This is a genomic window from Paraburkholderia lebeckiae (genome assembly GCF_050436225.1).
In the GTDB taxonomy this organism is placed as follows: domain Bacteria; phylum Pseudomonadota; class Gammaproteobacteria; order Burkholderiales; family Burkholderiaceae; genus Paraburkholderia; species Paraburkholderia tuberum.
Genome location: NZ_JBNDLU010000002.1, coordinates 3,014,904 through 3,026,967 on the forward strand (window position 1 = coordinate 3,014,904; position 12,064 = coordinate 3,026,967).

Annotated in this window: 8 protein-coding genes and 2 pseudogenes; 8 read left to right on the forward strand and 2 right to left on the reverse strand. The window is 58.5% G+C overall.

What is annotated here, in order from left to right:
• The first annotated feature begins 252 nt into the window (after window positions 1-252).
• The 4 genes from OKW45_RS28530 (at window position 253) to OKW45_RS28545 (ending at window position 4,344) form a co-directional block, all read left to right on the forward strand.
• Window positions 253-1,692: an aldehyde dehydrogenase family protein gene (locus OKW45_RS28530; protein WP_018419765.1), complete on the forward strand. Its 1,440-nt coding sequence runs from the start codon at window positions 253-255 to the stop codon at window positions 1,690-1,692.
• A 91-nt stretch (window positions 1,693-1,783) separates the two neighbouring features.
• Window positions 1,784-2,542 carry an SDR family oxidoreductase gene (locus OKW45_RS28535; protein WP_429472460.1) on the forward strand — a complete coding sequence of 253 codons (759 nt, stop codon included), beginning with the start codon at window positions 1,784-1,786 and terminating at the stop codon, window positions 2,540-2,542.
• Between the two features lie 140 nt (window positions 2,543-2,682).
• On the forward strand, window positions 2,683-4,002 hold the full coding sequence (locus OKW45_RS28540) for an MFS transporter (RefSeq protein WP_429472462.1): 1,320 nt from the start codon (window positions 2,683-2,685) through the stop codon (window positions 4,000-4,002).
• 168 nt (window positions 4,003-4,170) lie between these two features.
• Window positions 4,171-4,344: a hypothetical protein gene (locus tag OKW45_RS28545; RefSeq protein ID WP_429472464.1), complete on the forward strand. Its 174-nt coding sequence runs from the start codon at window positions 4,171-4,173 to the stop codon at window positions 4,342-4,344.
• A 911-nt stretch (window positions 4,345-5,255) separates the two neighbouring features.
• On the opposite strand, the gene OKW45_RS28550 is transcribed toward OKW45_RS28545, so the two are convergent.
• Window positions 5,256-6,284 (reverse strand): acyltransferase family protein, encoded by a 1,029-nt coding sequence (locus OKW45_RS28550; RefSeq protein ID WP_429472466.1) that lies wholly within the window; start codon window positions 6,282-6,284, stop codon window positions 5,256-5,258.
• 280 nt (window positions 6,285-6,564) lie between these two features.
• On the opposite strand from OKW45_RS28550, the pseudogene OKW45_RS28555 reads away from it, so the two are divergent.
• The 4 genes and pseudogenes from OKW45_RS28555 to OKW45_RS28570 form a co-directional block, all read left to right on the forward strand.
• A pseudogene (locus OKW45_RS28555) lies at window positions 6,565-6,747 on the forward strand (IS110 family transposase); the annotation flags it as partial.
• A 156-nt stretch (window positions 6,748-6,903) separates the two neighbouring features.
• Window positions 6,904-8,001 carry a hypothetical protein gene (locus tag OKW45_RS28560; RefSeq protein ID WP_429472468.1) on the forward strand — a complete coding sequence of 366 codons (1,098 nt, stop codon included), beginning with the start codon at window positions 6,904-6,906 and terminating at the stop codon, window positions 7,999-8,001.
• 55 nt (window positions 8,002-8,056) lie between these two features.
• A pseudogene (locus tag OKW45_RS28565) lies at window positions 8,057-8,802 on the forward strand (IS5 family transposase); the annotation flags it as partial.
• Window positions 8,803-8,906: 104 nt separating this feature from the next.
• Entirely contained in the window at window positions 8,907-10,706 is a 1,800-nt protein-coding gene (locus OKW45_RS28570) for a NosD domain-containing protein (protein ID WP_429472469.1), read from the forward strand.
• Window positions 10,707-11,246: 540 nt separating this feature from the next.
• On the opposite strand, the gene OKW45_RS28575 is transcribed toward OKW45_RS28570, so the two are convergent.
• Window positions 11,247-12,020 carry a hypothetical protein gene (locus OKW45_RS28575; RefSeq protein ID WP_429472471.1) on the reverse strand — a complete coding sequence of 258 codons (774 nt, stop codon included), beginning with the start codon at window positions 12,018-12,020 and terminating at the stop codon, window positions 11,247-11,249.
• Between the last annotated feature and the right edge of the window lie 44 nt (window positions 12,021-12,064).

Genomic DNA, 12,064 nt, shown 5'->3' on the forward strand with positions numbered 1-12,064 from the left:
GGGCTGCGGATGCGGTGCGAACTGTGTGCGAACCGCGAACGTCGGGCCCTGATGAAACCCTCTCGCCCCGAACGACGGGGCCGCGCACCGGACCGTACGGAATGCGCCATTATAGCCAATCGGCAGGTGGCATCCGCGGTCGGATCGGCGCGATAATCGTCTGGCGAGTCTCGCTTCGCGTCTCTACCGTTTTGTGTCTCCCTTTCGAACCCGCGCCGCCGCACGCCGGCCGCACGTCATCAAGGAGCATGCATGGAAGAAGCACGGCATTTCATCGGCGGCGAGTGGTGCGCCGCTTCCGGCGGCGAATCGATCGCCGTACTCGATCCCTCGGACGGCCAGCCGTTCACGCGCATCGCGCGCGGCACCGAGGCCGATATCGACACCGCCGTGCACACCGCACGCGCAGCGTTCGACGGCGCATGGGGCGCGCTGAGCGCCGCCGAGCGCGGCCGCGTGCTGTACCGGCTGTCGCTGCTGGTGGCAGCGCGCCAGGAAGACCTTGCACAGCTCGAAGCGCGCGACACCGGCAAACCGCTCAAGCAGGCGCGCGCCGACGCCGCCGCCCTGACCCGCTACTTCGAGTTCTACGCCGGCGCGGCCGACAAGCTGCACGGCGAAACCCTGCCCTACCAATCCGGCTACACGGTGCTGACAATCCGCGAGCCGCACGGCGTGACCGGCCACATCGTGCCGTGGAATTACCCGATGCAGATCTTCGGGCGCAGCGTCGGCGCGGCGCTCGCGACCGGCAATGCGTGCGTCGTCAAACCGGCCGAGGACGCGTGCCTTTCCGTGCTGCGGGTCGCAGAGCTCGCCGCCGAGGCCGGCTTGCCGGCCGGTGCGCTGAACATCGTGACCGGCTATGGACACGAAGCGGGCGCCGCGCTCGCGCGTCATCCGGGCATCGATCACATCTCGTTCACGGGCTCGCCCGAAACCGGCAAGCTCGTCACGCAGATGGCCGCCGAAAACCACGTGCCGGTCACGCTCGAACTTGGCGGCAAGTCGCCGCAAATCGTGTTCGCCGACGCGGATCTCGACGCCGCGCTGCCAGTGCTGATCTCCGCGATCGTGCAGAACGCCGGGCAAACCTGCTCGGCGGGCAGTCGCGTGCTGATCGAGCAGGCGATTTACGAGCCGCTGCTCGACAGACTCAGCAGCGCCTTTCAGGCGTTGCGCGTCGGGCCGTCGAATGCCGACCTCGACTGCGGACCGCTGATCAGCGCGAAACAGCAGCAACGCGTGTGGGACTTTCTGTCGGACGCGCAACACGACGGCATCGCGATGGCCGCGCACGGCGAGGTGATTCCCGAAGCGCCCGAAAGCGGCTTCTATCAGGCCCCGACCTTGCTGCGCGACGTGCCCGCGAGCCACCGCCTCGCGCGCGACGAAGTGTTCGGTCCGGTGCTCGCCGCGATGTCGTTCCGCGACGAAGCCGAAGCGCTCGCGCTCGCGAACGGCACGCAATTCGGGCTCGTCGCCGGCATCTGGACACGCGATGGCGCGCGCCAGATGCGCCTCGCCCGACGGTTGCGCTCGGGCCAGGTGTTCATCAACAACTATGGCGCGGGCGGCGGCGTCGAATTGCCGTTCGGCGGCGTCAAGCATTCGGGACATGGCCGCGAGAAAGGCTTCGAGGCGCTGTATGGCTTTACGGTGCTGAAGACGATCGCGATCCGGCACGGCTAGCGGGTGCCGTAGGGCCCGCTCGCGAGCAGCGCGAGCAGCACGTTACACGCAACAACGCATCGCTCTATCCATCACAAACAACGGAGACATCATGCGGTTGACAGGTAAAACGGCCATCGTCACGGGTGGCGGTTCGGGTTTCGGCGAAGGCATCGCAAAGACCTTTGCGCGCGAAGGCGCGAACGTCGTGGTCAACGACCTCAACGGGCCGGCCGCCGAACGCGTCGCGAGTGAGATCGCGATTGCGGGCGGCAAGGCGATCGCCGTCCCCGGCAACGTCGCGCAACGCGACGACTGGCGCACGCTGCGCGAGGCCGCGCTGCAAGACTTCGGCAGCGTGCAGATCGTCGTCAACAACGCGGGCACCACGCATCGCAACAAGCCGGTACTCGAAGTGACCGAGGCCGAGTTCGACCGCGTCTATGCGGTGAACGTGAAGAGCATCTACTGGAGCGTGCAGGAGTTCGTGCCGTATTTTCGCGAGCAAGGCGGCGGCAGCTTCATCAATATCGCGTCGACGGCGGGCGTGCGGCCGCGGCCCGGGCTCGTCTGGTACAACGGCAGCAAGGGCGCGGTGATCGTCGCTAGCAAGTCGCTCGCCGTTGAGCTGGGGCCGGAGCGGATTCGCGTGAACTGCGTGAATCCGGTGATCGGTGAGACCGCGCTGTTGTCCGAGTTCATGGGGGTTGAGGATACGCCGCAGAACCGGCAGAAGTTCCTGGCAGGGATTCCTCTCGGGCGGTTTTCGACGCCGCAGGATATTGCGAATGCGGCGCTGTATCTGGCTTCGGATGAGGCGGAGTTTATTACCGGCGTGTGCCTCGAAGTGGATGGGGGGCGCTGCGTGTAGCGGTAGGTGAAGCGCTGCGCACGCACAGCGTGCGCAGTCAGTGTTTTCCCCCAATATCGATTCGTCCTGCAAAAGACCTGGCGCGGATAGAATCGTTCAGCGACTGCACTTCAATTCCATAAAAAAGAGGAGACATTGTCATGGCTAGTCCTGCAAATCCGCTGCGCCATCCCGGCGCTGGCGCGCCGCCTTCGACGTTCGAAGAGGCGACTTATCGCAAGGTTACCTGGCGGCTCGCGCCGCTATTGATGCTCTGCTACATCGTTGCGTATCTGGACCGCGTGAACGTCGGCTTCGCGAAGCTGGGGATGAGCACGGATCTTGGCTTGAGCGATACCGTGTATGGCTTCGGCGCGGGGATTTTCTTCCTCGGTTATTTCATCTTCGAAGTGCCGAGCAACGTGATCCTGCATAAGGTCGGCGCGCGTGTCTGGATCGCGCGGATCATGATTTCGTGGGGCGTGATATCCATACTGACGATGTTCGTCACCACGCCGACGATGTTTTATGTGATGCGCTTTCTGCTCGGGCTTGCAGAGGCGGGCTTCTTTCCTGGGATTATTTTGTATCTCACCTACTGGTATCCGGCACATCGGCGTGGACGGATGACGACCTGGTTTATGACCGCGATTGCGTTGTCGGGGGTGATTGGTGGGCCGGTGTCTGGCTATATCCTGAAGAACTTTAATGGCGTGAACGGGTGGCACGGGTGGCAGTGGCTGTTTCTGCTCGAAGGGGTGCCGTCGGTGTTGGTTGGGATCATCGTGTTTGTGATGCTCGATGATCGGATTTCGAAGGCCAAGTGGCTCACCCGGGAAGAGCAGCAGTTGCTTGAGAGTCAGGTGTCGGCTGAGGAAGCGACCAAGCACGATATGCCGATTCGGCAGGTACTCACTAGCGGGCGGGTGTTGATGTTGAGCCTCACCTACTTTTCGTTTGTGATGGGCCTTTATGGGGTGAGCTTCTGGTTGCCGACGATTATCAAATCGACCGGCGTCACCGATGCGTTTTTGATTGGGCTGCTATCGGCGGTGCCGTTTGCGGCGGCTGTTGTGACGATGGTCTTTGTGGCGCGGAGTGCGGATTGGTCGAGGGAACGACGCTGGCATATTGCGTTGCCGGCGTTTCTTGGTGCTGTGGGGCTCGTGCTTTCCGTCGTTTGGGCGCATAACACCTTGCTTGCCATGACTGGGTTGACGCTGGCTACTATGGGCATCCTCACTACACTGCCGTTGTTTTGGAGTTTGCCTACGGCGATTCTTGCAGGCACCGGCGCCGCTGCCGGGATTGCGATGATTAATTCGATTGGGAACCTTGCCGGTTTCCTTAGTCCTTATGCTGTGGGGTGGTTGAAGGAGGTTACTGCGGCGAACGACTCAGGCATGTATATGCTCGCGGCGTTTATGGTGCTTGGCGGTTTGCTTGCTATTAGTGTGCCGGCGAGGATGGTTGATAAGTGAACGGAATCGCTGCTGCGAGAGTCTAGCGACACTCGTTACTGGCCCCTCTCTTCTTACAAGCGGAAAGCCCCGAAAAACGGGGCCTTCCGCTAAGGCTTCGGAAGAAGCATTGTGGTGCAAAAGGAACGACCCAACGAGGCAAGTGATCGAACAGGCCGAGCGCCCCGTATGACTTCCTATCAGAACAGACGTACAGCGTCCGTTGCTGTCAAATGGGTGACGAAAAACATCGCGGTCAAACCTGGCCAAAATTTCAATGACCGCCGCGGCTTACTTCCGACTGCGGCAATACAGGCGAAAGCACTCGACGGTCCCGAGTACACCACGCCAGAAAAGCGTTGACGCCAATATCGCCCAGCTCACGAAGCGCGATATAAGCGGGCAGATCATCTGGCATCGTAGGCATCCCACCATCTACAAACGTTGCCTTGAGGTTCTCGATGTCTAGCCCGAAGACGTGTTCGATTGCTTTTATCTGTCGGTTTCTAGACTTCGAAGCGAACCGTCACTCTTGCCCCTTGCGGCTGATATCGTCGATCATTCTCTGTAGTGAGAACACGTTGTCTCCGGTTAATGCGCCGGCATTCGCGCGGCGGCAAAGCTTCCGCCGAGATAGCCGATTGCCCGAAAACTATCCCGCCAATCATGCCTGTCACAACGGCGCCCGGTCCTGTCTCCACACCAATCATGGCCCCCGCTGCTGCGCCTATTCTTGCCCCAGCTATTGCGCCTCCCCAGCCGCCCATCTGTCGCACCGCCTCTTTTTCAATGGGGCGAACCGACGCCGCCTTAAACGACTGATCGGTAGCAACCGAAAGATCGTAAGCTGTGAATGCAATGCTGAACACCTGGACTACGCGCACATATTTCAGCAAACCTAGGCCAACAGGAACGACATCAGCGCAAAGATCCGAAGTGCAATTTGCTCAGGCCGCGTTCCTGATGAATCCGCAGCGCAGCGAATGTTATCAGGCTAGCAGCCAGGAAGAGGCGCCCCACGAGTGCACCTGCGCCCGCTAGTGAGCCAGTAAATCAGTATCGACTCGACGGCGGCGGGCAATCCGACCCACAGTGCGGCGTTCAGGTGGTAGTTTCGTGTCGCCAGCAGGCAAGAGATCGCGAACAAGCCCAATACGACAGCAAGCATGACGGCTTTTACATAAACCGTGTGCAGCAACTCATCCGGCTGTGTCATGCGGGGATACACCGCTCTGGTGGGCGTCCCCCAGGCCGTTACGCCGGCCCGGCTAGCATCAAGCGGATGGCCTAACTCGTGGCGCTCGAACCCGGAAGCGCTTCAGCATCCCCTGCATTGGCGCTTCAACGTAACGGAAACATAGCCATCCCGAAACACACACGGCGACAATCGCAATCAGCGCAGCAAAGGCACCCGTTGCAGTACTGATACCGGCGTGAACATGAAGGACCTTTTCCATCGCTCCGATGGCATAGGGGTGAAGCAAATAGATGGAGTAGCTCGCTGCGCCCATTTGAGCTAGCACAGGGTTGCGGAATATGACTCCCGATCGTTCAAGCCCAAGAAGTGAAACGATGATAGCGAATGCTGGCATGCCATATCTTGCAACCCGCTGGAATCCCTCTGGATCACCGAAGACCGCGTTGAGTCCGGCTATCGTGATTACGCTGAGAATCGCTACCGTAACCCATATCGCAGGTTTGATCCGGCCGAAATGATTGCTCCGGAAAATCCAGTAGCAGGCGACACCAAGACAGAACTCCAGCACCAAGGGCTGCATCAGATAGTTGGCAATGAGATTTCCAGTTCCGTGTGCCGATGCAAAACCGCACGCCAGAATGAGAATCACACTGCTGAGTAAGGTGGCATATTTTGCGCGGACACATAAAATCGATACCGCAACGACTAGGTAGAAGAACATCTCGTAGATTAGGGTCCATCCATTTCTAAGCAGTGGTCCCCAGTTGCCATTTTCCTTGATATACGGAATGAACAGAAGCGACTTGACGAGATAGGAGGCACCTTCTGTCGTCGTGTTCAACCATTGGGGCTCGAGGACAGCGATCGCATACACACCAAAGGTCAGCAGCCAGTATAGCGGGACAATTCTTGCAATTCGCTTGGCGAGAAACGCGCGTCCATCCGAAGGCGCGATGTACGACATGATGAAGCCGCTGATGACGAAGAAAACATCCACGCCGACTTGTCCGAAGGGCATGGCGCCGAGGTGATAGGCTACAACGCTTAAGGCGGCCACAGCTCGCGCCACTTGAATATTCTTCAGCGTGCCGGCATGCGCATCCATCGCGAGACCTCTCTTTTGGGACCATTAATGAGAATTCCACGACGATTACCTTTGAAAGCGACAAGACACTGTCGCTTTCGGCCGCATGCATGCAAGCGCCCCCCTTCGAGCCAATGTGCTGATAGGGTGTCAAATAGCATCCCGCCGATTGCATTGTTTTGAATGATATGAACGCCCCCACCCAGTCGGTCCGTGTGAGCGATCCACTGCTATGCGGATTTCTACCGTATTGAGAAGTGGTTGATCATATTCATCTGCTCAACCGAACCGGGGGTCTGTCATGGCATATACGATCGTGGGTGTGGACATCGCAAAGAATGTAATGCAGGTTCACTGGGTGGATCCCGAGAGCGGCGAAATCGTGAACCGGCCGGTCAAGCGAGCGGCGTTTCTCGAATACTTTACCAACCGCAAATCCTGCCTTGTCGGCATGGAGTCGTGCAGCGGATCACAGCATTGGGCCTGACGGTTGATCGAAATGGGGCATCAAGCTGACAATTGCCTGCGCATCTCTCGCGGTGAGATCTGACAGACGATACGGACCACGCTGAGCGGACGTTCAAACCGAATTTCACAGCCGATATCCCATTTAGCGTCGGTGCGGCGTTAGGAACCATCCATGAGAATCGTCAAGGTGCCCAGTCTTATCGGCGGTCATGCTACACCGGACCTCTCGGCGGCTACGTGGTGCGTCGTGTTGCTTGTGCTATGCATTGTGGCAACGGCCCACGACTCGGTGCTGCCTGCGAAATTTCTGCTCGACGAGCTCGTTATCAGCGACCGGATGAAGACCGTGACAAAAGTTGAGGCGTACGGAGATTCGTTCGACAACCTGGCGTGGATCTTCAAGTATTTCAGCTTGACCAATCCTGGGATAACGCTGATTGGCTTCGCCGCCTCGGTCCTCAGTTTGACCATCGCGGTTTGGAGGGCACGAGTTGAGTCCCTTACCGTTATCGAAATGGTTCTTGTCGCTTTCTGGCTTGTCAATCAGACTGTGTATGTCGGTCTGCCTTCCAAGGAGATTGTCATTGCGCTTCTGATGCTCGTGGTATTCAGCCTGCACGGCTCCCGAGCGGTGATGCCCATCTTCGCCATTGGCGCGATGCTTGTGGCAGTTTATTTCCGATCGTATTGGGCCATTACCTTATGCGCGACGTTCGTCTTGTATTTCGCGCCGCCATTTATGAGGCGGCCAGTCGCTCTTCTGTTCATGGGACTCTTGCTGTTCGCAGTGGTGTCCGTGGTGTTTGCCAATGTCTATGGTCAATCGATTGAATTTGCGCGCCAGGCCGTCAACCAATACCGCGATGAGAATGACGCCAGCTCAATCATCCAGCCTTTCTTCAACGGCGACGGAATGATTATCGGCATCGTGAATGTTGTGCTCACATGGACTACCTTTTTCGTGCCACTAAGGTTGATAACGTCCGGGTCGCCACTCCAGACTGCTGGCGGCATTGGCGTGTTTCTTACCTTCGTCATGCTTTTCAATCGCTATCGCCTGGTGATTGCACTCTTTCCCGCGATGCAATTCGATAGGCTGTGTTTCTGTTTCCTCTTCAGTTTCATCGCCACTCAGGCCTTGTTCGAACCGGACTATGGGTCATATCTCAAGCACCTGTCGCCGATTTCACCCATCATCCTTTATCTGATACTTCGCCTTCGCGGACTCAAAATCTCTAACGAAATGAGTCGAAGGGTCGTTAACCCGTAGTCGGCTCTGTTACCCCCTTCATTGTTTCGGCAACGAGGAGGCCACGGCTAAACCAATACTCGATGACGAATTGTGGTCCCTGATCGAACCTCTTCTGCCACGACCGAAGCCACGACGAACCCGGTACCCGGGGTGCAAGCCGCTGGACGACCGGGCCGTATTGACCGGCATACTATTCGTGCTGCAGGCGGGTATTCCGTTGGAAATACTTCCTCAGGAAATGGGCTGCTTCTCCGGCATGAGTTGCTGGCGCAGACTGTGCGACTGGCAGCAAGCCGACGTTTGGGACCGGTTGTACGAGGTGCCACTGGCCAAACTCCGGTCAGCCGATCGCATCGACTGGTCACATACTGTCATCTATTGATCCTCCATTTGTGCGGTTGGATCAGGTCAAAAGCAGGACCGGATCTCAGCGGTTCGAAGCACCATCTCATCACGGAAGCGCAGGGCATCCCACTCGCGTTGATCCTCACGAGCGCGAATCGCAACGACGTGATTCAACTGCTGCTGCTCGTCGAGGCCATTCCCCTGATTCACGGCAAGCGCGGCCGGCCGCTGTCAAAACCCAAGGTTGGGCAGACCGATCGCGGCTACGATCACGACAAGTTCCGTCGCCCGCTACATGCCGCTGGCATTGCCACGCACATTGCCCGCCGTGGCGAACCGCGCGGCAGCGGCCTCGGCAAGACCCGATGGGTCGTCGAGCGTACCGTTGCCTGGTTGCACAACTTCCGGCGTTTTCGCGTCCGGTTCGAACGCCTCGTTCTCATGCATGAGCCATTCATGAAAATCGCCTCCTGTGTCAACCATTTGGCGACAACTACAAATTTCATTGCGTTAGGGCTTCTTAGGAAACTGGCATTGTCGCAAGGCTCCGATCAAAACCTTCTAATAGCAACTTCTCAATGAGCGAACCAAGACGCAACTTTCTAGCAAGGCTTGCGACAGGTGCCGGCGCTGTGATCGGAGGATGCGCGGCCGCCACGGGTGCAACATTGACGGCGCAACGAGAAGACAAACACCAGGCGGTCAATCTGCTCGATTGCATGTCGTCGAGAGTGTGCAAGGATGCATTATCCGGGAAGCCGTTGCTGGATCACACGCGCGAGTTTCAGGCCGCACTCGACATTGCCGCTTCCGCGCTCATCGTCCCGGAGAATTGTGTTTTCAATCTGACTGGGCCACTCAGTGTAAATAAGAGAATTCGCCTTTCGGGCGGCGGCGAACTGCGGTTCACAGCCGGCATTGCGAACGCCGCGGCGATCACCGTGAACGCAAGCGGTTGTGACTTCGACGGCGTGTTTATCACCAATCCCAATCTTCTTCAGGAACGAACAGGCAATAGAAATGTGGGTATCTTGTTCCGGGCAAATATTGGAAGCGTGACGCATTCGACTATTTTCCAGTTTCAGAACGGCATACAGGTTGAGTCGGACGGGGAATACCATGACTTCACCATTGCCAACAACAAGATCTTGGATTGCATCGGAGCAGGAGGAGGACCGGCCGACACCCAATCCGAGTACGGCGAAGATCGGGGAGACGGCATCACAATCTGGGGCTGCTGTGCCACCGTGACCGGCAACCTCGTGACGGCCAAGGCGGGACAGGATTGTCGCACAGGCATTCATGTCGAGGGGCTGGCGGAATACCATGCGTACTCGTTTCCACTGCAAGATAACCAGTGCACGATCGTTGGCAACGTGGTGCGAGGCGCGTTTCGCAGAGGCGTGGTGACAGAGAACGTCAACAATACCGCGATCACAGGCAATACGTGTGAAGGCTCGACGTGGTGGGGTATCGCGGTGGTTCGCTCGCGTTCATGCACGGTGATGGGTAACGCCGTGATAGTCAGCCGTCCGGCTAGTGACCGGTCAGGTTCCAGTTATGCGCCGATTCGGGCTGGAATCCAGGTGTATGGCGGCGCAATTCAATGCATCATTTCCGGCAATACCGTGGATTTGACTCAAGGCTCGGCCGACGCAGCCATTTCCCTGCAAGGACTGAATCCGGACTCGGTCGCGGTCTTGCCCAAGCAGCAGGCCACGGCAAACGGCACGCCGAATATCACGCTCGCCACAGCTAATCCCGCTATCCAGATCGGGCAGCGCATCAGCGGCACAGGTGTTCCACCTCTTACGTATGTGCTGAGCGTTGCTGGCGCCGCCGTGGTCGCGAGCCAGTCTATCAAGGCGGGTTCGCTTGATCTGACTTTCACCTGGCACGACCGGGGTCAAGGCATCACTGTTACAGATAACAGTGTGTCCTGCCTTGCTGCTGGGCATGTGATCGGCATCTGGGCGCAAAGCCAGGATTACCCCACCATCAGTAATAACAGTCTTCGAGCAATGGGAGACTTTGGAATTAGCTGCTATGACGTCGCCGATCCGGTCGTGAACGGCAATACGGTAATTGGCCAGAACAGCCCGCGCAACGGCATCGATCTTCGCTCGAACACAAGCGCGGCCGTATTGGTCGGCAATATCGTGGAAGGCTTCAACGGACCAGATGCAGTCGGCATCGCGGTGGAGGGCCGGGTTGGCGGCGTCATCTCGGGAAATTTCTTGCGAGACTGTAAGACCGACATCGATCTATACCGGTGCAAATCTATGTCGGTGACGGGGAACAGTTCAGCGGGTTGTTCGCGTCACTACGCCGTGGAAAGCAGCGAGCGCATGATCGTGGAGAACAACGCGAATTGCTAACGCTGCACAGCCGTTGCGGCGAAATTTTTTCGACGCGACAACACGGGCCGCATGCGCTCTTCTATAACCTGCGGAAGGTATCAATAGAAGAGAGTCAATTAAAGGTCAGTTCAAAAAAGAACCGCGGAGGGCGGATTACTTTCCGCATAACGGCTGACCTTGGATGTCTGAACAACGGACCAAGGAATGCCAGCACCCGTCATCGATGACAAACTGTGGGCACTGATCGAACCACTATTTACGTCGCACAAGCCGGAGCAAGCGATATCGTGGGCGCCTGCAGGCTCGGACCTTGCAGCGCTCAATGGCACCAAGGGCGGTCCGTAGGACTGTCCGAATGGCCCACTCTGGCCGATGGCCGGTCCAGCAGGATCCGACTTTGAAAGTCAGCAGTTTGATGGCGGATTCAACCGGTCGAATGACCGTGTTGCAGCGACGGCGAACGGCTGCACCTGGCCGGTTGTACCCATTCAGTTCTGGTGCCGCAAAGCTGCCGCTGCCGCAGGGAACGGCGGCCTTCGGAACGAGGTTTCGGCGTCATCAGAACAATGCTGCGATATCGCGAATTGGGTGCAGTGCCAGGTTATTCGTCATCGTCCCCGTGACGATGATGGTGCTCCCAGCCCTGTGCCAACCATGGTCATGGTGCCAGTGCCTGTCACGGTCGTCATTGTATTCGTACCCATAGCCATACCCGTAGCCATAGGCCGGAGCAGGCACGTAAGTCACTGGTGGCGCCTCATAGACCACTGGGGGCGGCGCGACATAAACTGGCCCCGGCGCGCCAAGGTAAACACCAAGGTCTACATAAGCCAGCGCCGCGCCCGAAGTGCACGCTGCGGAAACGCCTGCAATACACAAAATGAAGGTGCGCTTCATCCCTTGCCCAACCTGATTGCCCAGCAGCCCGCCTGCCACCGAACCGCCTACTGCGCCGAGCCCGGTGGTCGGCTCTTGCGTTTGGACTGCGTTGACCGCGACAACTTCACCTGCATTAGGGTCGACGGCAACGGGTCGAGGTGGCGGCTGGGTGGCATTACGGTAAATATCGTCGTGCGCGTACCTGGGCGCTGGCGACGACGCACTGCTATGGTGGTGATGAACATGGGGTTCGCTCACCGTGTTGGTCCGCGTGCCTTGTTGCTCCGCATACGGTTGAGCCGAGTCGAGCGGCGTGCTGGCTGGCTGCGCGGCCACCGCTGCAGTTTGCGACAGCGGCGGCGTTACCGCTCGGGATTTCGGAAGCAGACCGGTCATTGCGGCGATGCCGGTGAGATTTGCAAGCAGTAGTAGCTCGCCGGGACGCGTTGGCATCACCCGCTCCAACGGGCCACGGATGCGTCACGCGCCTGCAAGCG

Excerpts from the sequence above, each read along its gene's own strand:
- OKW45_RS28530 (WP_018419765.1), top strand. The coding sequence starts at position 253 with ATGGAAGAAGCACGGCATTTCATCGGCGGCGAGTGGTGCGCCGCTTCC.
- OKW45_RS28535 (WP_429472460.1), top strand. The coding sequence starts at position 1,784 with ATGCGGTTGACAGGTAAAACGGCCATCGTCACGGGTGGCGGTTCGGGT.
- OKW45_RS28540 (WP_429472462.1), top strand. The coding sequence starts at position 2,683 with ATGGCTAGTCCTGCAAATCCGCTGCGCCATCCCGGCGCTGGCGCGCCG.
- OKW45_RS28545 (WP_429472464.1), top strand. The coding sequence starts at position 4,171 with ATGACTTCCTATCAGAACAGACGTACAGCGTCCGTTGCTGTCAAATGG.
- OKW45_RS28550 (WP_429472466.1), bottom strand. The coding sequence starts at position 6,284 with ATGGATGCGCATGCCGGCACGCTGAAGAATATTCAAGTGGCGCGAGCT.
- OKW45_RS28560 (WP_429472468.1), top strand. The coding sequence starts at position 6,904 with ATGAGAATCGTCAAGGTGCCCAGTCTTATCGGCGGTCATGCTACACCG.
- OKW45_RS28570 (WP_429472469.1), top strand. The coding sequence starts at position 8,907 with ATGAGCGAACCAAGACGCAACTTTCTAGCAAGGCTTGCGACAGGTGCC.
- OKW45_RS28575 (WP_429472471.1), bottom strand. The coding sequence starts at position 12,020 with ATGCCAACGCGTCCCGGCGAGCTACTACTGCTTGCAAATCTCACCGGC.